The organism is Enterobacter cloacae complex sp. IR5384 (assembly GCF_049237265.1).
Lineage (GTDB): Bacteria > Pseudomonadota > Gammaproteobacteria > Enterobacterales > Enterobacteriaceae > Enterobacter > Enterobacter cloacae.
The window spans coordinates 21633-44291 of sequence record NZ_JBMKHJ010000038.1 but is presented as its reverse complement, the minus strand read 5'-3'; the positions used below and the strand labels follow the sequence as shown (position 1 = coordinate 44291).

Annotated in this window: 23 protein-coding genes; 10 read left to right on the top strand and 13 right to left on the bottom strand. The window is 54.2% G+C overall.

Going from position 1 to position 22659, the window contains the following annotated elements:
- Positions 1–238 precede the first annotated feature (238 nt).
- From ACOTX3_RS22230 to mgrB, 3 genes are all read right to left on the bottom strand, one after another.
- Positions 239–1228, bottom strand: coding sequence for an MBL fold metallo-hydrolase (locus ACOTX3_RS22230; RefSeq protein WP_072205096.1), 990 nt, complete (start codon positions 1226–1228; stop codon positions 239–241).
- Between the two features lie 23 nt (positions 1229–1251).
- Positions 1252–1542, bottom strand: a complete 291-nt coding sequence (locus tag ACOTX3_RS22225; protein ID WP_058678596.1) for a YebO family protein — start codon at positions 1540–1542, stop codon at positions 1252–1254.
- Positions 1543–1616: 74 nt separating this feature from the next.
- The gene (gene mgrB / locus ACOTX3_RS22220; RefSeq protein WP_013096124.1) at positions 1617–1760 is read right to left on the bottom strand and encodes a PhoP/PhoQ regulator MgrB; all 144 of its coding nucleotides are present in this window, start codon (positions 1758–1760) and stop codon (positions 1617–1619) included.
- A 159-nt stretch (positions 1761–1919) separates the two neighbouring features.
- Here mgrB and ACOTX3_RS22215 point away from each other — a divergent pair, with 159 nt between their 5' ends.
- Positions 1920–2159 carry a YobH family protein gene (locus tag ACOTX3_RS22215; protein WP_013096123.1) on the top strand — a complete coding sequence of 80 codons (240 nt, stop codon included), beginning with the start codon at positions 1920–1922 and terminating at the stop codon, positions 2157–2159.
- A 66-nt stretch (positions 2160–2225) separates the two neighbouring features.
- On the opposite strand, the gene kdgR is transcribed toward ACOTX3_RS22215, so the two are convergent.
- On the bottom strand, positions 2226–3017 hold the full coding sequence (kdgR, locus tag ACOTX3_RS22210) for a DNA-binding transcriptional regulator KdgR (RefSeq protein ID WP_013096122.1): 792 nt from the start codon (positions 3015–3017) through the stop codon (positions 2226–2228).
- A gap of 178 nt (positions 3018–3195) precedes the next feature.
- Between kdgR and ACOTX3_RS22205 the strand changes: the two genes are divergently transcribed.
- On the top strand, positions 3196–4569 hold the full coding sequence (locus ACOTX3_RS22205) for an MFS transporter (protein ID WP_058680167.1): 1374 nt from the start codon (positions 3196–3198) through the stop codon (positions 4567–4569).
- 50 nt (positions 4570–4619) lie between these two features.
- On the opposite strand, the gene htpX is transcribed toward ACOTX3_RS22205, so the two are convergent.
- The 4 genes from htpX to ACOTX3_RS22185 all read right to left on the bottom strand — a co-directional run bounded on the left by htpX (position 4620) and on the right by ACOTX3_RS22185 (position 9042).
- On the bottom strand, positions 4620–5501 hold the full coding sequence (gene htpX, locus ACOTX3_RS22200) for a protease HtpX (protein ID WP_013096120.1): 882 nt from the start codon (positions 5499–5501) through the stop codon (positions 4620–4622).
- Positions 5502–5693: 192 nt separating this feature from the next.
- Complete coding sequence (gene prc, locus ACOTX3_RS22195) at positions 5694–7742, bottom strand: carboxy terminal-processing peptidase (RefSeq protein WP_013096119.1); 2049 nt, start codon at positions 7740–7742, stop codon at positions 5694–5696.
- A 19-nt stretch (positions 7743–7761) separates the two neighbouring features.
- Entirely contained in the window at positions 7762–8448 is a 687-nt protein-coding gene (gene proQ / locus ACOTX3_RS22190; protein ID WP_020690828.1) for an RNA chaperone ProQ, read from the bottom strand.
- A gap of 96 nt (positions 8449–8544) precedes the next feature.
- Entirely contained in the window at positions 8545–9042 is a 498-nt protein-coding gene (locus ACOTX3_RS22185) for a GAF domain-containing protein (protein WP_013096117.1), read from the bottom strand.
- 132 nt (positions 9043–9174) lie between these two features.
- On the opposite strand from ACOTX3_RS22185, the gene yebS reads away from it, so the two are divergent.
- From yebS to ACOTX3_RS22165, 4 genes are all read left to right on the top strand, one after another.
- Positions 9175–10458, top strand: coding sequence for a membrane integrity lipid transport subunit YebS (yebS, locus tag ACOTX3_RS22180; protein WP_058678594.1), 1284 nt, complete (start codon positions 9175–9177; stop codon positions 10456–10458).
- Positions 10427–13060 (top strand): PqiB family protein, encoded by a 2634-nt coding sequence (locus tag ACOTX3_RS22175; RefSeq protein WP_045294400.1) that lies wholly within the window; start codon positions 10427–10429, stop codon positions 13058–13060. Before yebS ends, ACOTX3_RS22175 begins: the two co-directional genes overlap by 32 nt.
- A gap of 76 nt (positions 13061–13136) precedes the next feature.
- Positions 13137–14579 carry a 16S rRNA (cytosine(1407)-C(5))-methyltransferase RsmF gene (rsmF, locus tag ACOTX3_RS22170; protein ID WP_038419909.1) on the top strand — a complete coding sequence of 481 codons (1443 nt, stop codon included), beginning with the start codon at positions 13137–13139 and terminating at the stop codon, positions 14577–14579.
- A 105-nt stretch (positions 14580–14684) separates the two neighbouring features.
- The gene (locus ACOTX3_RS22165) at positions 14685–14924 is read left to right on the top strand and encodes a YebV family protein (RefSeq protein ID WP_013096113.1); all 240 of its coding nucleotides are present in this window, start codon (positions 14685–14687) and stop codon (positions 14922–14924) included.
- Between the two features lie 33 nt (positions 14925–14957).
- On the opposite strand, the gene pphA is transcribed toward ACOTX3_RS22165, so the two are convergent.
- Positions 14958–15602: a protein-serine/threonine phosphatase gene (pphA, locus tag ACOTX3_RS22160; protein ID WP_023620457.1), complete on the bottom strand. Its 645-nt coding sequence runs from the start codon at positions 15600–15602 to the stop codon at positions 14958–14960.
- Between the two features lie 166 nt (positions 15603–15768).
- On the opposite strand from pphA, the gene ACOTX3_RS22155 reads away from it, so the two are divergent.
- The gene (locus ACOTX3_RS22155; protein ID WP_058678592.1) at positions 15769–16710 is read left to right on the top strand and encodes a VirK/YbjX family protein; all 942 of its coding nucleotides are present in this window, start codon (positions 15769–15771) and stop codon (positions 16708–16710) included.
- 407 nt (positions 16711–17117) lie between these two features.
- Here ACOTX3_RS22155 and ACOTX3_RS22150 read toward each other — a convergent pair whose 3' ends face one another.
- From ACOTX3_RS22150 to yobA, 3 genes are read right to left on the bottom strand one after another with little or no spacing between them, the layout of a single operon-like run.
- A complete protein-coding gene (locus ACOTX3_RS22150; RefSeq protein ID WP_013096105.1) occupies positions 17118–17456 on the bottom strand; it encodes a YebY family protein in 339 nt (112 codons plus the stop codon).
- Positions 17457–17472: 16 nt separating this feature from the next.
- Positions 17473–18342 carry a copper homeostasis membrane protein CopD gene (gene copD, locus ACOTX3_RS22145; protein WP_058678591.1) on the bottom strand — a complete coding sequence of 290 codons (870 nt, stop codon included), beginning with the start codon at positions 18340–18342 and terminating at the stop codon, positions 17473–17475.
- A gap of 1 nt (position 18343) precedes the next feature.
- Positions 18344–18715 (bottom strand): CopC domain-containing protein YobA, encoded by a 372-nt coding sequence (gene yobA / locus ACOTX3_RS22140; RefSeq protein WP_047352446.1) that lies wholly within the window; start codon positions 18713–18715, stop codon positions 18344–18346.
- A gap of 137 nt (positions 18716–18852) precedes the next feature.
- Between yobA and ACOTX3_RS22135 the strand changes: the two genes are divergently transcribed.
- The 3 genes from ACOTX3_RS22135 (at position 18853) to exoX (ending at position 20529) form a co-directional block, all read left to right on the top strand.
- Positions 18853–19083 carry a DNA polymerase III subunit theta gene (locus ACOTX3_RS22135; RefSeq protein WP_013096102.1) on the top strand — a complete coding sequence of 77 codons (231 nt, stop codon included), beginning with the start codon at positions 18853–18855 and terminating at the stop codon, positions 19081–19083.
- Positions 19084–19192: 109 nt separating this feature from the next.
- On the top strand, positions 19193–19843 hold the full coding sequence (locus tag ACOTX3_RS22130; RefSeq protein ID WP_038419917.1) for a carbon-nitrogen hydrolase family protein: 651 nt from the start codon (positions 19193–19195) through the stop codon (positions 19841–19843).
- 23 nt (positions 19844–19866) lie between these two features.
- Positions 19867–20529, top strand: a complete 663-nt coding sequence (gene exoX, locus ACOTX3_RS22125; protein ID WP_013096100.1) for an exodeoxyribonuclease X — start codon at positions 19867–19869, stop codon at positions 20527–20529.
- Here exoX and ptrB read toward each other — a convergent pair.
- Complete coding sequence (ptrB, locus tag ACOTX3_RS22120) at positions 20526–22586, bottom strand: oligopeptidase B (RefSeq protein ID WP_020690816.1); 2061 nt, start codon at positions 22584–22586, stop codon at positions 20526–20528. The genes exoX and ptrB overlap by 4 nt on opposite strands.
- Between the last annotated feature and the right edge of the window lie 73 nt (positions 22587–22659).

Genomic DNA, 22659 nt, shown 5'->3' with positions numbered 1-22659 from the left:
GATGATCTGTTCGTCGGAAAAACGCTTCTTCATGGGGATGTCCTCATGTGGCTTATGAAGACATTACTAACATCGGGGTGTACTAATCAACGGGGAGCAGGTCAAAAATGTTATGCACCAAAATAATGAAATTTTTATGACTCTGCCTCAAAAGAAGGCAAGCAAAACGTTTCGATAAAAATAAAACATTAGATAGTGGCTTTAATAGCAGAATATATGCAACAAATCATCGCTTCGCTTACAAGGATAAATATTCACCAATTTTCAGTATCCTGAAGGAATTATTAACCGGTGCTAAATTAACAAGCGCGTCAGTTAACTCTCTGACTGGTTCATCAAGTGATTCATCCGCCAGTTCAAACACGCCCCAGTGAATGGGAAAGGCTAAGGGACTTCCCAGCTGCTGCCGCAATGCGACGGCAGATTGCGGATCCATATGGTGTACCGCCATGAACCATCTTGGTGCATAGGCGCCAATGGGCAACGCGGCGGCGTCGATTTTGCCCAATCGTTCCGGGATCAAAAGCAGCTCCGGAGAGTAGCCCGTATCGCCGCTAAACCAGAAACGGCGGTGTCGCCCCTCAAAGACCCAGCCACACCACAGAGAGCGATTGCGGTTCCAGAATGTTCGCATGCTCCAGTGCTGTGCCGGAACGGCGGTCAGGGTTATCCCCTGCCAGGTGATACTCTGCCACCAGTCGAGCTCAACGATGCGCCTTGCTCCCCGGCGGCGAAACCACTGTGCAAGTCCTAACGGCACGAAGAAACTGACATCGGGAAAGCGCTTCAGGATACTGCGAACGGTCGCGTCATCAAGGTGATCGTAATGATTGTGGGAGATAACCACTGCATCAAGCTGCGTGAGTTGTTCCACTGAGAGAGCGGGAGGCGTTCTGCGCAGGGGGCCCAGGAACGGTACGGGAGAGGCGCGTCGGGAAAACACCGGGTCGGTGAGAAGAGTATTGCCGTCCATTTGCAGCAGCATACTCGCATGCCCCAGCCACCATACCCCATCTTCATGAGGTTGATTAAGCGACACGGGCTGCCACCACTGGCGGATAAAGTCGTCATAACCGAGCGCAGGAGGTTTGGGCAAACCGGCTTCTTTACGCGCTTTACGCCAGCGCTCAAGGTCGCCGGGCTGATGCCCAACGGGACAGGTATTCTGAAAACCGTTCGGTGTGTGATGCTTCAGGGAGGCGTCATACCAGGGATTTTTCCAGACCACAACCACCTCCCAGGTCAGAAAGATTAACGCTCTGCCACCAGACGGATAAAGTCGTCTTTGTCGTCGCTCTCTTCCGCAGCAGCCTCTTTCGCCGTCTCTTTCTCTTCCGGTTCGTTGGCCTCACACAGACGGCGTAACAGCGCATTCTGACGCTTTTGCTGATCGAGCAGCGCTTCCAGCAGTTCGATCTGCTCGTTCGTCCGGGAGCTCGCACGGTTCACGAAAAACCAGATGACAAGTCCCACCAGCAAAACAACGACAGAAACCATCGGGGATGCCATATTCAGCAGCCCTGAATTCAGTAACTCACCCATTTCACCACCTCAATAAAAACACGCATTTTACCACTGGCGCGAAGGAAGGAAATCACCTGAAGAAAAAATGCCTGTTACCACGGAATAAACTTATTGATTGCGCAAACGCCGCTAAAAAACTGTACATCCTGATCGCACATCACATTGATCGTCTGCGTCCACAACACCACGCATGCAATCAGCACGATAACCAGAATTACCCAGCGTATTTTTTTCACTCCACACTCCGTCTTAACACCTGTTGCATACAGGTTATCACGGTTATCTTAAACAAGGACTAACTGTAACGCCTGTAAGCCCTTTTCAGAATCATGCACTTGTTTCATAGAGTAAACCGTTTAGTCTTGAGGCATGACAACAAAGATAAAGAGGCAATGATGCATTTAATCATTCGAACAATTATTGCACTGGCCGTAGTATGGATTGGCCTTTTATTAACCGGATATGGCGTGCTTGTGGGGAGCACCGAAAACGCAGCTGGATTAGGTATCCAGTGTAAATACCTGACCGCCCAGGGAATGAGCACCGCCCAGTACCTGCATTCTGATAGCGGGATCATCGGGTTAACCAACTGCCCGGTCCTGCGTAAAACTTCCGTCGTCATTGATAACGGTTAATTACCCTTTTTTACGACCGATAAAAAACGCCGCAATGTCTGCGGCGTTTTTTTATGCTGAGAGGGGTTAAAACGGATACGCGTTATAGCCCATCTGCTCAGAAATCTTACGCGCGGCGGTATGAAGAATAGCAACATACTCATGCAGACGCTCTTCTGAGAAGCGCAGCGTCGGGAAGGAGATACTCAAGCCCGCAATCACCACACCAAAGCGGTCAAATACCGGCACACCAATGCAGCGCAGCCCTTCTTCCTGCTCTTCGTTATCTTCGCCATAGCCCTGCTCACGTACCTTATCAAGCACCGTCAGCAGTTCGTCCGTACTGGTGATGGTACGCTGGGTACTGCGTTTGTACTCCACCCCATCCAGAATCTGCTTCACTTCTTCACGGTCGCGCCAGGCCAGCAGAACTTTGCCGATAGCCGTGCTGTATAACGGATTGCGACGCCCGATGCGAGAGTACATGCGCAGGTTATACATAGAGTCAATTTTATGGATGTAAACAATGCTGTCTTCATCCAGAGCACCCAGGTGAATGGTTTCTTTGGTCAGACGAGAGAGCTCACGCATCTGGATATCTGCACTACGCACCAGGTCAACGTTTTGCAGCGCACGGGCACCTAATTCGAACAGTTTCAGCGTCAGAGAATATTTTTCAGACTCGCCTTCCTGCGCGACATACCCCAGTGACTTCATGGTTTGCAAAAAGCGATAAACGGTGCTTTTCGACATCATCACACGCTGCGACAATTCTGTAATACCAATTTCACGCTCTTCTCCGAGCGCCTGCAGGATGCCAAACACCTTCAGCACGGAAGAAACAGAATCGGGTTGTTTATCCAAATCTGCAATTGCCATTCATCACCTCATAGAGAGTGTTTTATAAAAATCAGAACCGGTTTTTATTATAAATTCCCGTCATGCCTGCTGCAATCAATCCGCGTTTACTTCGTTACAAATCTGCGACATAAAGCGGTTGTAACAGTGCTAAAATAGTTACCCTGAGAATAATTTCACACTGAGCTATTCATCCCACATGGAAAAAAAACTGTCCGATGGCCTGCCTTTACCCCAGCGGTATGGCGCTATCGCTACGATTATCATCGGTATTTCAATGGCCGTACTCGACGGCGCGATTGCCAATGTTGCCCTGCCTACCATTGCCAGCGATCTGCATGCCTCACCCGCCAGCTCAATCTGGATTGTTAACGCTTATCAGATAGCGATCGTGATCTCACTGCTCTCGTTCTCGTTTCTGGGTGATATGTTCGGCTACCGGCGGGTGTATCAGTGCGGTCTGGTTGTGTTTACCTTAACCTCCCTGTTCTGCGCCCTCTCTGATTCGCTGCATATGCTGACGCTGGCCCGCATTGCGCAGGGTTTTGGCGGCGCGGCGTTGATGAGCGTTAATACCGCGTTGATTCGCTTAATTTATCCTCAGCGCCATTTAGGGCGCGGAATGGGAATAAACTCCTTTATTGTGGCGGTATCCTCGGCCGCCGGGCCCACCATTGCGGCGGCTATACTGTCTGTCGCCTCATGGCAATGGTTGTTCGCCATCAATGTGCCGCTGGGTATGGTGGCCATTTTCTTTGCCCTGCGCTATCTGCCGGGGAACGGCCCCAAAAGCACCATGCCTCGTTTTGATATCGCCAGTGCGGTGATGAATGCGCTGACCTTTGGCCTGTTGATTACGGCCCTGAGCGGCTTTGCGCAGGGTCAATCACTCCTGCTGACCGTCGCAGAGGTTGCTGCTCTGCTTATCATTGGCTACTTCTTTGTTCGCCGTCAGCTCGCTTTACCTGTGCCGTTACTGCCGGTGGATCTGCTGCGTATTCCGCTTTTTTCGCTCTCAATATGCACCTCCATCTGTTCGTTCTGCGCCCAGATGCTCGCCCTCGTCTCTCTGCCCTTTTTCCTGCAGAGCGTAATAGGACGTTCGGAAGTGGAGACTGGACTGCTGCTGACCCCATGGCCGCTGGCAACGATGGTGATGGCACCGCTGGCAGGTTATCTCATAGAGCGCGTGCATGCCGGATTACTGGGCGCGCTGGGGCTGGCAGTCATGGCGGCGGGTCTGTTTGCGCTGGCGCTGCTTCCCTCGCAACCTACGGATCTGGATATTATCTGGCGCATGATCCTCTGCGGTGCCGGTTTTGGCCTGTTCCAGTCGCCGAACAACCACACCATTATCACCTCCGCACCGCGCCACCGCAGTGGAGGAGCCAGTGGCATGTTGGGTACCGCGCGCCTGCTGGGGCAAAGCACCGGTGCGGCACTGGTCGCCCTGATGTTCAACCTTGCCGGGCAGAATGGTAATCACCTTGCGCTCCTCACCGCAGGCGCACTTGCCACACTTGCCGCGATCGTCAGCGGCCTGCGCGTCACGCAGCCCAGCGTACAGGCGTAAAAAAAGCCGGGCGGAGTTACCTCCGCCCGGCTCAGACTGCATCTTCAGCGTTACTTCAGGTATTCCCCACTGCGCAGCGCTTCAATACGTTTATCCAGCGGCGGGTGAGACATAAACAGCTCGCTCAACGATTTTGATTTACCGTTGATGCAGAATGCCATCATGCTGTTTGCTTCCTGCGGCTCGTAGCTGGTTTTCAGACGCTGCAGGGCAGCAATCATCTTCTCACGACCAACCAGTTTCGCAGAGCCGGCATCCGCATGGAATTCACGGTGACGGGAGAACCACATGGTGATGATGCTGGCCAGAATGCCGAACACCAGTTCCAGAACCATTGATACCGCGAAGTAGATCAGCGGGTTACCGTTGCTCTCTTCACCTTCATCGCGGTTTCCACCCATAAAGCCAGCGGCGATCTGCGCCAGAATACGGGAAATAAAGATCACAAAGGTGTTCACCACGCCCTGAATCAGCGTCATGGTTACCATGTCACCGTTCGCAATATGGCTGATTTCGTGCGCGATAACCGCTTCGGCTTCGTCACGGCTCATGTTCTGCAGCAGCCCGGTACTTACGGCAACCAGCGACGCATCGCGACGGGCACCCGTAGCAAAGGCATTGATGTCCGGCGCATGGTAAATGGCAACCTGCGGCATGGCGATCCCCGCCTGCTTAGCTTGCTGCGCCACCGTATTCATCAGCCACTGCTCCATATCGTTGCGCGGCTGTTCAATGACCTCACCACCTACCGATTTCAGCGCCATCCACTTCGACATCAGAAGTGAAATAAAAGAGCCACCAAAACCAAACAGCAGCGCCATAATCAACAGACCCTGAACGCTACTCGACTGAATTCCTGTCAGGCTTAGCACCAGCCCGAATACCACCATTACCGCCAGGTTGGTGAGCAGGAAGAGCGCGATTCGCATCATAATTTTCTTTTAACCTCAGTTTAACAAAACGCACTATGCGATTACCCACATCGTATGGGTATTGTGGCTATTTTCAAGCATCCGAAGGGCGTAAGTCACCAGAAAGACACAACTTTACACAATTGGAAATCTGCCTGACGGAAGGATGCAGAACAAAAAGAAACAGGCACAATTTCTTGTGCCTGTTGGGGATTATTTTGCCGGAGCAGGTTGCTCGGCGGGCCTGGCTTTTTCGAGTTTCGCCAGGTCAAGAGCGATATGTACCGTCTCGTCCAGGTACGGATCCGGCTCCTGGTAATCTTTTGGCAGATCGTCCAGTTTCTTGAGCAACGGTTTACCTTCACGTTTGAAGCGATCGTTGATACGCGCCAGACGCGTTGCGTCATCCTCATTGTTCTCTTTCTCACGCTGAGCGTAGTTAAGAGAAACAATATTCCGTTTTTCTTTCAGGGCATTAAAGCGGGCAATGTCCTTCATGATGTACTGGAATTCAGGATCTTTCGCGATGCGTTCGTTGTGGTCTTTCAGTAGCTCCGGACCAAACTGGGTCATATCACCGGCTTTCACGTAAGTCGCGGCATTGATGCTATCCCACGGCAACGCGTTATCTTCAAACTTCTCACCGGTTTCCGTCTCTTCCGTGCCTGTCGGCATCATGATGTCTGGCGTCACGCCCTTACGCTGCGTACTGCCGCCGTTCACACGATAGAATTTCTGAATGGTGTACTGAACAGACCCCAGCGCAGGCCATTCCGGACGCAGCATCTGATCGTAAATACGATTCAGGGAACGATACTGCTGCACGGTACCTTTACCGAACGTCGGCTCACCCACGATCAGCGCGCGACCATAGTCCTGCATTGCAGCGGCAAAGATTTCTGACGCTGACGCACTGAAGCGATCGACCAGCACCACCAGCGGGCCTTTGTAGTAAACCACGCCATCATTGTCGGCATCTTCACGCACTTTACCGTTGTTATCGCGCACCTGCACGACCGGACCAGACGGGATAAACAGGCCAGACAGAGAGACAGCTTCTGTCAGTGCACCACCGCCGTTGCTGCGCAGATCGATGATCACGCTGCTGACGTTCTGCTTCTCAAGCTTCTGCAGCTGCACTTTTACGTCATCGGTCAGCCCTACGTAGAAGCCAGGGATATCAAGTACACCCACCTTCTCTTTACCAACGGTTTTCACCGACATTTTCACCGCGCGGTCTTCAAGACGAATACGCTCGCGGGTCAGGGTTACGATACGGGTTTTGGTGCCTTTCCCGGCAGGCAGAATTTCAAGACGAACTTTGCTGCCTTTCGGACCTTTGATCAGCGCAACCACATCGTCCAGACGCCAGCCGATGACATCAACCATGTTCTGCCCGGTTTGGCCTACACCGACAATGCGATCGCCTACGCTTATCGCTTTGCTTTTTGATGCCGGGCCACCCGCAACCATGGAGTTGATCACCGTGTAATCGTCGTCCATCTGCAGCACCGCGCCGATACCTTCCAGAGACAGGCTCATTTCGGTATTGAACTGTTCGGTGTTACGCGGGGAGAGATAGTTCGTATGCGGGTCGATTTCGTGGGCAAAGGCAGTCATTGCCAGCGAGAAAACATCTTCGCTGTTGGTTTGTGCCAGACGACGAATGGCAAACTTGTAACGGCGCGTCAGCGTGTCACGGATCTCTTTCTCATCTTTGCCAGTGAGCTTGAGACTCAGTTCGTCGTACTTCACTTTGCTGTCCCACAGGGCGTTCAACTCGGCTTCGTCTTTCGGCCAGGGCGCTTTGCTGCGGTCCAGATTAAAGGTGTCGTTGCCGGTGAAGTCCATCGGACGTTCCAGCACTTTCAGCGCATATTGATAACGTTCAAAGCGGCGCTTTTGTGCCAGATTATACAGATCGTAGAACAGATCCAGCTTGCCGGAACGCAGCTCATCACCGACGTCGGATTTACGTTTGGCGAACTGCTCGACATCGCTGGCGAGCAGTACGTTATGGCTGTAATCCAGCAAGTTCAGATAGCGGTCGAAGATTTTGGCCGAAAAGGCCTGATCGAGATCGAACTGACGATAGTGCGAACGGGTGAAGCGTGACGTCACACGCTCGCTCACCGTCGCGTGCTGCGTCTCTTCCTTGAGAACCGGAATTTGATCAACACGCGTAATATCGTCCACTGCGAAAGCATGGCCTGTTATGGCAAACAGGCCCGCCAGCGCGGTGAGCTTAAAAAAAGTGTTCATGCCAGGCTTGGCCTCCGTTTCAGAACAACAAGTGTTCTGCGCGTACAATCATTGACATACCAGAAGTCAGCTGTACACGAACGCCATCTTTGGTGATTTCCATAACGGTGGCGTCCATTGCATTGTTACCCGCTTTTACCTTCAGTGCCTGACCGACGCTCAGGGCGTTGATGTCTGAAACCGGAGTGTGGCGCTGCTCTTCACGAGGCGCGCGCGGGGCTTTAGCTGCTGGTTTGTCAGCACGCGGTTTGCGATCGTTATTTTCGGTGCGACGCGGTGCAGGACGCGGTTTACGCTCACGACGAGGCGCTTCTTCCTGGCCGTTTGCCGCAGCGGCTTCACGTTTTTTCGCCTGCTGTTCTGCACGTTGTGCCTGAACGCGTGCTTTGGCTTCTTCAAGCTGCTTACGCGCATGCTCGACGTGCTGCTCGTCCAGCTCACCACATGGGTTGCCGTCAAGATCCACGCGAGTCGCGCCCGGTTTGATACCGTACAGGTAGCGCCAGCTCGAAGTATAAAGACGTAAGGCGGAACGCAGCTGAGTTTTGCTGAGGTTCATTTCCCCCTCAACGCGTGCTACCAGATCCTGAAAAATACCGACTTTCAGGGGACGAGCTTCGCCTTCAGCGCTGAAGCACTGTGGGAAACGCTCGGCCAGAAATGCGATAACTTCTTTACTGCTATTCAACTTAGGTTGATTTTCCATGAAATTTCCTGATTACAACGGACGTTGCCAACAAGCGCAGGCATGAACAGGCGTCATTATAATGACGCTATCAGTAAATGCTACGTTATCCGTTGATTATCCTGCGACGCTCGCAAAGAATTTTTGATAATCGGTTGCTGCAAGAACGTTTTCCAGATTCGCCACCAGCTCGCGCAGCCCCTGTTCGTCCTCGATTGTAAAGCGACTGAAGACCGTACTGTCGATGTCCAGAACGCCAATAATCTGATTTTTTACCACCAGCGGCAGCACGATTTCAGAATTACTGGCGGCATCACAGGCAATGTGCCCGTCAAACGCATGCACATCCTCCACACGCTGTACCTGATTCTCGGCGACTGCCGTGCCGCAGACACCCCGGCCTACCGGAATGCGCACGCAGGCCAGTTTGCCCTGAAACGGCCCCAGCACCAGCGTTTCACCTTCCAGAAGATAAAAACCGGCCCAGTTCACGTCAGAGAGACGTTCAAACAGCAATGCGCTAGTATTTGCCAGAGTGGCTAAGAAGCTGGTTTCACCCGCCATCAATGCCTTAAAATCGCGGTTCAGATCCGCGTAGAATTCTGTTTTGTTCATTCTTCAATCACTTAGTTGTCTTACAAAATTACCGCATAGCCTATTAAAATAAGCATTAAATGCGCTCATGCTCAAGATGAATCCATTCATGAGTTATTATAACTTTCAACAATACCTATTTGTGCGCAACTGATGGCCTTAAAAACAACCAAAATCACGCCGACAAAAAAGATAACTGTCCATACGGTAAGCGCAGCTTTGCCTCGTGCACATTATCAGCGTTGCCCCCAGTGCGATACGCTTTTTATGTTGCCGAAGATGAAATCGCATCAAAGCGCCTTTTGTCCCTGCTGCGACGCCAAAATTCGTGACGGCCGCGACTGGTCATTAACCCGTCTCGCCGCCATGGCGGTCACCATGCTGCTGTTGATGCCCTTTGCCTGGAGCGAGCCGCTGCTGAAGCTCTACCTGCTCGGCGTGCGCATTGATGCCAACGTGCTACAGGGGATCTGGCAGATGACGCGCCAGGGCGATCCGGTGACTGCAGCCATGGTGCTTTTCTGCACCGTTGGTGCACCGCTGGTGCTGGTCGCCGCCATTGCGTATCTCTGGTTCGGTAATATTCTCGGCATGAACCTGCGTCCGGTGTTGCTGATGCTCGATAAACTCAAAGAGTGGGTGATGCTGGATATCTATCTGGTGGGCGTTGGCGTGGCCTCCATAAAAGTGCAGGACTACGCGTTTCTGCAACCGGGCGTCGGCCTCTTTGCTTTTATCTGTCTGGTATTGCTCAGTATCCTGACGCTGATCCATCTCAACGTTGAGCAGCTCTGGGAGCGATTTTACCCGCAGCGCCCCGCCACGCGCCCGGACGAGAATCTCCGGGTCTGTCTGGGCTGCCACTACACCGGGCTGCCCGATGCGCGCGGCCGCTGCCCACGCTGCCATATTCCCTTGCGACTGCGGCGCAACAACAGCCTGCAAAAATGCTGGGCCGCCCTCATCGCCTCGTTGATATTCCTGCTTCCTGCCAACATGTTGCCGATATCGATTATTTACGTGAATGGCGGGCGGCAGGAGGATACCATCCTCTCGGGCATTATCTCCCTTGCGCACAGTAATATTGGCGTGGCGGCAATTGTGTTTATCGCCAGTATTCTGGTGCCGTTTACCAAAGTGGTGGTGATGTTTACCCTGCTCATCAGCATTCACTTTAAATGTGAGCAAGGCTTACGTACCCGTATCCTGCTCCTGCGCTTCGTTACCTGGATTGGCCGCTGGTCGATGTTGGATCTGTTCGTGATTTCGTTGATGATGTCGCTGATTAACCGCGACCAGCTACTTGCTTTTACAATGGGACCCGCAGCTTTTTATTTCGGCTCTGCGGTGATATTGACTATTCTTGCTGTGGAATGGCTGGATAGCCGCTTACTTTGGGATGCACATGAGTCAGGAAACCCCCGCTTCGCCGACTGAAGCGAGAATTAAAACAAAACGCCGCATTTCGCCATTCTGGTTGCTGCCTGTCATCGCCCTGATGATTGCAGGCTGGCTTATCTGGACGAGCTATGAAGATCGCGGAAGTACCATCACCATTGATTTCCAGTCTGCCGACGGCATTGTGGCCGGACGTACCCCGGTGCGTTTCCAGGGGGTGGAAGTCGGTACCGTCCAGGACATCTCCCTTGGAAAAGGGCTGAATAAGATTCAGGTGCGGGCCAGCATCAAATCCGATATGCAGGATGCGCTGCGCAGCGAAACACAGTTCTGGCTGGTCACGCCAAAGGCCTCTCTGGCCGGGGTGTCCGGTCTGGATGCGCTGGTTGGCGGGAACTATATCGGTATGATGCCGGGTAAAGGTGAGCCACAGGATCACTTTGTGGCGCTTGATACGCAGCCCAAATATCGTCTCAATAACGGGGATCTGATGATCCACCTGCAGGCGCCGGACTTAGGGTCACTCAACAGCGGCTCGCTGGTGTACTTCCGTAAAATCCCGGTGGGCCGGGTGTACGATTACGCCATCAACCCCAACAAGCAGGGGGTGACTATCGATGTGTTAATCGAGCGTCGCTTTACCAATCTGGTGAAAAAAGGCAGCCGTTTCTGGAACGTTTCCGGCGTGGACGCTGACCTAAGTCTCAGCGGTGCGAAAGTGAAGCTTGAAAGTCTGGCCGCGCTGGTCAATGGTGCCATTGCCTTTGACTCCCCGGAAAATTCCAGCCCTGCCGCCGCAGATGACACGTTCGGTCTGTATGCCGACCTGGCGCACAGCCAGCGTGGCGTGATCGTCAAACTTGCCCTGCCCGATGCCAAAGGGTTAAAAGCCGGTTCTACGCCACTGATGTATCAGGGGCTGGAGGTCGGTCAGCTCACCAAAATGACGCTCAATCCGGGCGGTTCCGTAACCGGGGAGATGACGGTTGACCCAAGCGTGGTAGATCTTCTGCGCGAGAAAACGCGTATCGAAATGCGCAGCCCGAAACTGTCCCTGAGTGATGCCAGCATCAGCAGCCTCCTGACAGGCAGTACCTTCGAGTTGATCCCCGGCGAAGGCCAGCCCAGCAACACCTTTGTGGTTGCCCCGGCGGATAAAGCCCTGCTGCAAAAACCCGGCGTGGTGACAATAACGCTGAACGCGCCGGAAAGTTACGGTATCGAAGCCGGTCAGCCGCTGATCTTACACGGTGTACAGGTAGGTCAGGTGCTGGAGCGGTCGCTGTCGGAAAACGGTGTGAGCTTCTCCGCCGCAATCGATCCGCAATACAGCAATCTGGTGCATGGCGACAGCAAATTTGTGGTTAACAGCCGCGTTGACGTGAAGGTCGGGCTGGACGGCGTTGAATTCCTCGGAGCCAGTGCGAGCGAGTGGGTAAACGGCGGGATCCGCATCCTGCCGGGCAGCAAAGGTCCTGTCCACGACAGCTATCCGCTGTATGCCAATCTGGATAAAGCGATTGAAAACAGCATGAGCGATCTGCCGACCACCACGCTGACGCTGAGTGCGGAAACGCTGCCGGACGTTCAGGCAGGCTCGGTCGTGCTGTATCGCAAATTTGAAGTTGGGGAGGTCATTACCGTTCGCCCTCGTGCAGACGCCTTTGATATTGAACTGCACATCAAGCCAGAGTATCGCAAACTGCTTACCCCGAACAGCGTCTTCTGGGCGGAAGGTGGCGCAAAAGTTCAGCTTAACGGTAGCGGGCTGACCGTGCAGGCCTCCCCGCTCTCTCGCGCGCTGCGCGGGGCGATCAGCTTCGATAATCTGCCCGGCGCGGGCGGCAATATGCGCAAGGGTGACAAGCGTATCCTCTTCCCGTCTGAAACCGCTGCACGTGCGGTTGGCGGGCAGATTACCCTGCACGCCTTTGATGCCGGGAAGCTGGCGGAAGGAATGCCCATCCGCTACCTGGGCATTGATATCGGACAGATCCAGAAGCTGACGCTGATCACCGCCCGCAATGAAGTGCAGGCCACCGCAGTGCTTTATCCGGAATATGTGCAGACGTTCGCCCGTTCAGGCACGCGTTTCTCCGTGGTGACGCCGCAAATCTCGGCCGCGGGCGTTGAGCATCTCGACACCATCCTGCAGCCGTATATCAACGTCGAGCCTGGCCGTGGTAACGCGCGTCGTGATTTTGAACTGCAGGAAGCCACCATCACCGACTCGCGCTATCTTGATGGTCTGAGCATTGTGGTGGAGGTACCGGAAGCCGGCTCGCTTAGCATCGGCACGCCAGTTCTGTTCCGCGGTATTGAAGTGGGAACGGTGACCGGCCTGACGCTCGGCACGCTCTCCGACCGCGTGATGGTGGCGTTACGCATCAGCGATCGTTACCAGCATCTGGTACGGAATAACTCGGTGTTCTGGCTGGCCTCCGGCTATTCGCTGGACTTCGGCCTGACGGGTGGCGTGGTGAAAACCGGTACGTTCAACCAGTTTATTCGCGGCGGTATTGCTTTCGCCACGCCGCCGGGTACACCGCTGGCGCCGAAAGCACAGCCGGGCAAACACTTCCTGCTGCTTGAAAGCGAACCTAAAGAGTGGCGTGAGTGGGGAACCGCCCTGCCGCGTTAATCTCAGGGCTCCGGTGTCAACGCGCCGGAGCCTTTATGTTACACTGCGCACCTGAACTTTTCCCTGTGGTGTGCCCGTGGCTCAAAACTCCGTATATCTTCCTGAACAATTCCTGGCGCAGATGCGCGAGGCGCTTCCTTCTCACCTCTCGTTAGACGATTTTATCGCCGCCTGTCAGCGACCGTTACGCCGGAGTATTCGCGTCAACACGCTGAAAATCAGCGTCGCGGATTTCCTTGCGCTGGTATCACCTTACCACTGGCAGCTCACGCCCGTTCCGTGGTGTGAAGAGGGTTTCTGGATCGAACGGGAGGACGAGGCGTCACTGCCGCTGGGCAGTACCGCCGAGCATTTGAGCGGTCTGTTTTATATTCAGGAAGCCAGCTCAATGCTGCCGGTTGCAGCGCTGTTTGCCGATGGCAACGCGCCTGAACGGGTCATGGATGTGGCTGCCGCCCCCGGTTCAAAAACCACGCAGATTGCCGCCCGCATGGCTAACCGCGGGGCCATTCTCGCCAATGAGTTTTCAGCCAGCCGCGTGAAGGTGCTGCATGCCAACATCAGCCGCTGCGGCATTCAGAATGTTGCCCTGACGCATTTCGACGGACGCGTGTTTGGCGCCGCCCTGCCGGAAGCGTTTGACGCCATACTGCTGGACGCTCCCTGCTCCGGTGAAGGCGTGGTACGCAAAGATCCCGATGCGCTAAAAAACTGGTCAGTTGAAAGCAACCTCGACATTGCCGCAACGCAGCGCGAACTGATCGACAGCGCGTTTCATGCCCTTCGTCCAGGCGGTACGCTGGTTTATTCCACCTGCACGTTAAACCGTGATGAAAACGAAGACGTCTGCCTGTGGCTGAAAGCGCAATACCCCGATGCGGTTGAGTTTCTGCCACTGAATGACTTATTTGCCTCGGCTGAAGACGCCATCACCCCGGAAGGTTTCCTCCACGTATTCCCGCAGATTTATGACTGCGAAGGTTTTTTTGTCGCCCGTCTGCGTAAAACTGCCGCCATCACACCACTGCCCGCGCCAACATTTAAGGTCGGTAATTTCCCCTTCACACCGCTGAAGAGCCGTGAAGCAGAGCAGGTCACCACCGCAGCCCGCATAGCCGGACTGAACTGGAATGACGATCTTCACCTCTGGCAGCGCGATAAAGAGATTTGGCTTTTCCCGGCGAACATCGAACCGCTTATCGGCAAAGTTCGTTTTTCCCGAATCGGGATCCGCCTGGCGGAAGTGCATAACAAGGGCTATCGCTGGCAGCACGAGGCGGTCATTGCCCTTGCCGGCACGGCTAACACCTTCGCGTTGACGCATCAGGAAGCTGAAGAGTGGTACCGGGGGCGCGATGTCTATCCGGAAACGGCCCCTTCTCAGGATGACGTTGTGGTGACGTACCAGGGATACCCGCTGGGACTGGCAAAGAAAGTGGGTTCGCGTCTGAAAAACAGCTATCCACGCGAACTGGTGCGCGATGGTCGCCTGTTTACCGGTAACGATCGCGCCGACTAAAAAAAGCGCACTTTTTTACTGGCGATTTTGCTCTCCTTGTCTACGATCAAAAATGGATGGCTGTACTGGTCATACCAGATTTTGACAACACACCCGGAGAGCATTATGACGAAAACCAGCGTGCGAATTGGCGCTTTTGAAATCGACGACGCAGAATTGCGCGGCGAAACACAGGGCGAACGAACGTTAAGTATTCCCTGCAAATCCGACCCGGATTTGTGTATGCAACTGGATGCCTGGGATGCCGACACCAGCGTTCCGGCAATCCTTGATGGCGAACATTCCGTCCTTTACCGCGAGCATTACGATAGTAAAACCGATGCCTGGGTCATGCGTCTTGCCTGACCAGAGAGAACCCGCCCGAAGGCGGGTTATTTATTACTGCAGCTGCGCCAGCGTGAAATAGCCGTCAAACACCGCGCCGGTATCAATGTAGTGCAGGTTGTCAAAATCATATCGCTTATCCAGCGGCGTATGACCAAACCAGAAGTGATCCGCTCCGCGAATTCCCTGCCCTTTTCCTGCCATAAACCCCATTAGCCGATCCCGATCCCACAGCACCCGCTCAGCGCTCACCGGCTGCTGCCAGCGATATTCCGCTGCCGGATAGTCAGCATGAGCAATAACATTCAGGCCGTTTGTGCAGGTTATCTCAATAATCAGCGGCAACTGTCGGCACGCTTCTAACAGGGTCAGCGCCTGCTGCTGTTGCGAATCACCAAGCTGCGAAAACCAGCTTCCACCATTCATCAACCAGAGCGCAAAGTCGTTATTTTCCACGCTGTCGATTGCCATTTGCTCATGGTTCCCCCGGACTGCGCGAAACCATTTTTCATTGATCAGTTGCAGGCACTTAACGCTGTCAGGGCCACGATCAATCAAATCCCCAACGGAGATCAGCAAATCCTCATAAGGATTAAAACGGCGGCGTTTCAGTTCGTCCAACAGCCACTGATAGCAACCGTGTATATCGCTCACAACCCAGACGTGACGCCACTTTCCACCATCGATTCGCTGATACATAAGGCCTCCCTGAATAAGTATAGCCGCATCAGAAAATGCAAATATCAGCGCCGGGCATCACAAAGCCAAACAAACGCTAAACCAAACGGAAATAAACCTTCCCGCGCTATTAATCCCTTTTTATCGGGCCTTTAAAATAAGCGCTAAATAAAAGAGAGGTTTCAACGTGTCCAATACTCACCTGCATAACGATGTGCTCTATCCGCATCGTACACATATTATTTCCGACCTGGTCAACGGAAGATGCGTTCCGGGCCCCATCTGGAAAAAGCGTGAGTATCGGCTGAAATTCCTGTTACGCTCGCTTCTGTTCTGGTCTTCTACCCGACGCATGCTTGAGGCACTCTCTGGCCGGGATGACTTCGATCGGCTGCTGGCCGCGCAAATCACGTTACCCAGTAAAACCCACCGGCAGTACTTGATGCGCAGCCTGAATGCCGGCGACCGTGCTGACGCGATCGTCAGCCACTACCACTGGATTGATGGTCTGAAAGACCCCTTACTCGCCCATGCGCTGACCAGCCCTCAGGAGCAACCTGTCGTGCAGTTCAGGGCTAAAAATGAGGTGCTCTATACCGTCAACGCCTCCTCCGCTCACAAAGCCGAGCGCGAAGGTGAAAGCACACTGTGGCTGCGCGATGACGAGAATACCTTGCTCGCAAGCCTGACCTTCACTGTTGCGCACAGCGCGGGACAACGGGTACTGGTGATCGGCGGTCTTCAGGGGCCTCGCCGTGGCGTCACGCGCGATGTGATAAAACAGGCTACCCGCGCCTGCCACGGTCTGTTCCCAAAACGCGTACTGATGGAAGTGATTTTCCAGCTGGTCGCACAGTCAAACATCCGCGCCATCTATGCCGTCAGTGATGAGGGCCATGTTTTCCGCGCGTTGCGTTATCGCCTGAGCAAAGGCCGTCATTTCCACGCCAGCTACGATGAGTTTTGGGAAACCCTGGACGGTAAGAAACGCTCGACCTTCTGCTGGCAGTTGCCACTTGAGATGGCGCGCAAATCCCTGGACGAGATTGCCAGTAAGAAACGGGCAGAATATCGCCGCCGCTTTGAGCTGCTTGATGAAATTAAAACGGCCATTAACGCCCGCTTTTAACCCTGCGTCTTGCTTTTGCCAACCACATACAAAAATTTAACAAAACCGTCAAAAAGGGCTGGACTTCCGCCTGCCGTAGTGTGGTATGGTTGAAGGCGGTTCACTGGAACTGTCCCTTCTGAGAGAGTCGATAAGTGGATTTTGTCGTTACTTTCAATCAGATAAAAAGAGACCGAATACGATTCCTGTATTCGGTCCAGGGAAATGGCTCTTGGGAGAGAGCCGTGCGCTAAAAGTTGGCATTAATGCAGGCTAAGTCGCCTTGCCTTTTAAGAATAGATGACGACGCCAGGTTTTCCAGTCCACAGCTAAAGCGGCCGGAAAAAAAGCGTCAAAACATCAATAAATATGAAAAACCGCAGTGCTTTCGCAAGCCACTGCGGTTTTTTTTTACTGGAAACCGAAAGCTAGCAGAGCTTGTCAGCGCGTTCGATAAACGGCGCCAGGCTCATTTTCTGCCCTGGGCTGGACGGGTCGTCAATCTGGATAACGCTGATGGGCTGTCCGCTGCTCTTACCGCTGGCGACCTGCTGTTCGGCCGCGTCGTTTAACGGGTATTGCACCAGCGTGCTTGGGTTGATGGCATACAGCGCATGACCCGGACGGCAGGTCAGCATCACCTCTTCACGATTGAACGCCCATTTATCCTTACCCACTTCAAAACGGCTGACGGTAATAACCTGCGGTGCCGCCAGCGCGCTACCCGTGCAGGCCAACAATAAGAGAGAAAGTACTGTCTTTTTCATATGCTTTTTAACCTTGTTAAAAGGGTTCCCAGGTCGCGAACAGGCTGACCGTTGCCAGCACCAACGCCCCCAGCACCACCTCTGCCTGTGTCATCCTGATAAAAATCTGTTGTTCGCGCCCGATGTGGGCACCAAACCGTGGCACCAGAAAATACCGATTCACCAGCGCAATTACCACCATCAATGCCACCAGCGCACATTTGAACAACAATAGTTGCACGTAGCCCGTCTGCCAGGGCACCGTAATGCCCAGAATAAAGAGCCCATTGATCGCGCCGGTAAGCACTACCCCCGCTACGGCATAATGCCCCACGCGAGAGAAGCGCATCATGGTGTAAATTGCCGCAACCCGCCAGCGCCCTTTCGCCAGATGCATGCAATACAGCAGCGGCAGGAGGCCGCCAACCCAGGTGGCGGCACAGAGCAGATGCAGAGCGTGATTGATACGCTGCAACGCCCCCGCTGCACCGTCGTTCATTGCCGCATGTCCTACGCCTGCCAGCAGGACAAATTGCCCCATGGCGAGCAGCAAGAGTCGCGATCCTTTCTGAGGCGCAAGCCAGGCGACACAGGCCGCAATTACGCCCAGGATAATTTGCCACAGCCACACGCTACCAAACTGCGTTGCCAGCACGCTCTGCCAGACGTTCGGGTTAAACACGTCTCCCCAGCCGTTGCCCATGAGCCCCGCCTGGATCATGAACATCAGCATGGCTGACGTCAGACTGACCAGCGCCGCAATCTGCTGCTGCACCTGAAAACGACAGGACATCAGACGGTACAAAGAAGACGGCGCGAACCAGACGCTATACAGCGCATTACCAAAAATCAGCATCAGCGCGCCGAAATGGATAAAGCGCAACCCCACGTAGATGAAGGCCAGCATATTATTTCACGCTGAAGCGATAGCTGCCTTTGGTTTTGTGACCATCTACCGAGACCACATGCCAGTCAACCTGGTACGTGCCGGTCACCAGCGTCTGCTCCAGCGGAACATTAAACTGGGCCTTATTCTGCTCGTCACGCTGTATATCACCGGTTTTAACCACGTTCCCCTGTGCATCCTTCACCACGACACCGCTGAATCCGGGTTCAATGCCTTCGGAAAAATTCAGGGTAAGCGCCTGAGGAGCCGTTACCTGGCTATCGGCTGCCGGGATTTGTTGCTGGAGGTGCGCATGCGCCAGCACCGGGGTCGCTGTAACGGAAGAGAAGAGAAAAGCCAGCGCGCATACCGCGCGGGCAGCGGATAAACCCATCGCAATCATTCCTTTTTGTTATGCCTGTATGCTAAAGAATAACGCTGTATAATAATCGAGTCGAGGATCATCCCACCTCCGCTTGTCATCATCGTGCAATCGCGGTAACGTTGCCGCCGCATAAAAAGGAGAAGGTAATGAAGATCAATCTGGCTGCCCTTCCTCAGGACGAGATGGATAAAGTGAATGTCGATCTCGCTGCCGCAGGTGTCGCGTTTAAAGAGCGTTACAACATGCCAATCGTGGCTGAGGTGGTGGAACGTGAGCAACCCGCCCATCTGCGTGACTGGTTCCGCGAGCGTTTGATTGCGCACCGACTCGCGTCGGTCAATCTCTCTCGTTTGCCGTACGAACCTAAAGTTAAATAAGCTTAACGACTCGTTACACTTCCTTACGCGGAATATGCCAGGATAAGAAAACCCTGATTAGTTTAGGTGTATTCTTAAATCCTGCGACTCTGTGTATAAGGAAGTCACGATGTCACAATGGAATATTGCCGCCGCCCAGTATGCCGGGCAGCATCACAGTGTAAATGACCACGTAGCGCACCATCTCCGTTTCGTTGCGGAAGCGGCACAACAGCGGTGCGATCTCCTGGTCTTTCCTGAACTCTCGTTAACAGGATCGGGAAGGACGGACCTACCTCCCCCACCCGATGACGCACAGCTGGCCCCCTTGCTGGCTGCCGCAAAGCGTTACCGGATCACCATCATTGCTGGTCTGCCCCTTGATCTGAATGGTCAGCGCGTAAAGGGCCTCGCCCTGTTTTCGCCGTCCCGGCACAGCATCCTGCGCTACCCCCAGGGAAGCGGAGCCAGCCTGGTGCCGGGAGATAAACAGCTGACGATTGTTGATACGCATGCCGATTCCCCCAATCTGGATCCGCAGGCGACGCTGTTCACCAGCTGTCAGTCGGTGGGCGATACCCGCTGGCGCCAGTCCATCAACACGTTGCAGCGCTTCGCGCACAGGTATGCCATTGCCGTGTTAATGGCGAACGCCCGTGGCGGTAGCGCGCTGTGGGATGAAAAAGGCCAGCTGATTGTCCGTGCGGATAAGGGCGAACTATTATTGACCGGATCTCTGGGCCGACAGGGTTGGCAAGGCGATATCATTCCTTTAGGCTAAGCGTTTTAGCTCAGGAGCGTTAAATGCTGCGCGTCATCGATACCGAAACTTGCGATCTTCAGGGCGGAATAGTGGAAGTGGCGTCTGTTGACGTCATTGACGGTAAAATCGTCAATCCCATGAGCCATCTGGTGCGTCCCGACCGCCCGATTAGCCCGCAAGCGATGGCCATTCATCGCATTACAGAATCGATGGTGGCGGATAAACCCTGGATTGAAGAGGTCATTCCGCACTATTACGGCAGCCCGTGGTATGTCGCGCACAACGCCAGCTTTGACCGCCGGGTACTGCCCGAGATGCCCGGCGAATGGATTTGCACCATGAAGCTGGCGCGTCGACTGTGGCCGGGGATCAAATACAGCAATATGGCGCTGTATAAATCGCGTAAGCTCAGCGTCAGAACGCCCGAGGGGCTGCATCATCACCGCGCCCTGTACGACTGCTATATCACCGCGGCGCTACTCATAGACATTATGAATACCTCTGGCTGGACGCCAGATGATATGGCGACGATCACCGGGCGACCGGCGCTGCTGACCACTTTCACCTTTGGCAAATACCGCGGCAAAGCGGTGTCCGATATCGCCGATAAAGATCCGGGCTACCTGCGCTGGCTGTATAACAACCTCGACAAAATGAGCCCGGAGCTTCGCTTAACGCTCAAGCACTATCTGGGCGAAGCTTAACTTCCGGCACGGCCTGGCAGCGTTTCCTGCGCCAGGCCAATCAAAAAGGCATACTCCAGCGCGACCCCTTCATACGATTTGAATCGTCCCGATTTCCCGCCGTGTCCGGAGTCCATGTCGGTACAGAGTAGCAGCAGGTTATTATCGGTTTTCAGCTCCCGCAGCTTCGCCACCCACTTTGCGGGCTCCCAGTATTGCACCTGTGAATCGTGCAGACCGGTGGTCACCAGCATGTGCGGATAGGCTTTAGCTTCCACGTTATCGTACGGGCTGTACTCTTTCATGTAGCGGTAATAGATCTCGTCCTGAGGATTCCCCCACTCTTCAAACTCACCGGTCGTCAGCGGAATAGACTCATCCAGCATCGTGGTTACCACGTCGACAAACGGAACCTGCGCGATGACCCCTTTGAAGCGGTCAGGACGCTGGTTAATGGCCGCCCCCATCAGCAGCCCTCCCGCACTGCCGCCCATGCCAAAGCAGAGCTGCGGATCGCCATAACCCTGCTCTATTAGCGCATCGCAGACGTCGAGGTAGTCGTTAAAGGTGTTTTTCTTCTTCAGGAATTTCCCGTCTTCGTACCAGTGCTGGCCCAGCTCGCCGCCACCGCGCACGTGGGCGATGGCGAAAACAAAGCCACGATCGAGCAGGCTTAATCTGCTGCTGCTGAAATCGGCATCCATGCTTGAGCCGTAGGATCCATACCCGTAGACCAGGATCGGGTTTTTCCCTTTCTGGAAATGCGCCTTGTGATAGACGAGCGAGACGGGCACCTCAACGCCATCCCGGGCGGTGACCCACAGGTGTTCGCTTCGGTAGTTATCGGAATCAAACCCTTTTACCTCAGACTGCTTAAGCACCTGACGTTGTCCGGTCTCCATGTCCAGCTCAAACAGCGTATCCGGCGTGGTCATTGACGAGTAGCCATAGCGCAAGCGGGACGATTCCGGCTCGGGATTAAACCCAATCCACGTAACATAGGCCGGATCGTCAAACGCAATCCCGATGACCTCCCGCGTTTTGCGGTTAATTTGCCGCAGGCTGGTCAGCCCCCGCTGGCGCTCTTCCACCACCAGCCAGTCGGTAAAGAGGGTAAATCCTTCGAGCATCACCTGTTCCCGCGCAGGAATGAGCACTTCCCATTTCCGTTCATCGCGTACTTTGGTTTTATAGAGGCCAAAGTTTTTGCCCTCGCGGTTAGAGCGCAGGTAAAAGCTGTGCTGGAAGTGATCCAGGCTGTACTCATGATCTTTACGACGCGGCAGGAAGCAGAGCGGCTGCGCATCAGGCAGCTCGGCATCAAGGAGCAGAACTTCAGAGGTGGTTGCGCTGGCGAGGAAGATAATCACATAGTGGCGTGACGACGTTTTATGCAGACTGACATAGAACGTTTCATCTTTCTCTTCGTAGACCAGCTCGTCATCATCCGCACTGGTGCCGACGGTATGACGCCATACCTGATAAGGCAGCAGCGTGGAGGCATGTTTCTTCACGTAGTAGACGGTTTCAGAATCATTCGCCCAGACAAAATCCGGCGAAACGTTCGCAATCATCTCCGGGTACCAGTTACCGGTTTCCAGATTGCGAAAACGCAGGCCGTACTGACGCCGGGAGAGGTAATCTTCCGCCAGCGCCATAATGGCGTTATCGGGCGAGACCGACATGCCGCCCAGCGTATAAAACTCGCTGTGGGCAGCACGCTGGTTGGCATCCAGCAAAATATCCCATTCATCCCACTCGGCGCTTAACACCGACTGACGCTGGTAGATGGGATATTCGTTACCGGGCTCGTAGATATGGCGATAACGATAGCCGTTTTTGGTCCAGGGTGCGGAGACATCGCGCTGGGGAATACGCTGCACCATTTCATTCAGCAACTGATCCTGAAGCGCCTGCTGGCTGGCCATGACCTTGCGGCCATAGTCATTTTCCGCGTGCAAATAGTCGAGCACCTCTGGCCGGGAACGCGAATCGTCCCGAAGCCAGTAATAATTGTCAATGCGCGTATCGCCATGCGTGGTGATCGCATAAGGAGTACGTCGGGCTTTTGGTGGCATGTCATGTTTCTTTTGAGTTTTACACCCTATAAGGTTGGCAAAACACGCGCATGATGCAAGCGAAACATGACCG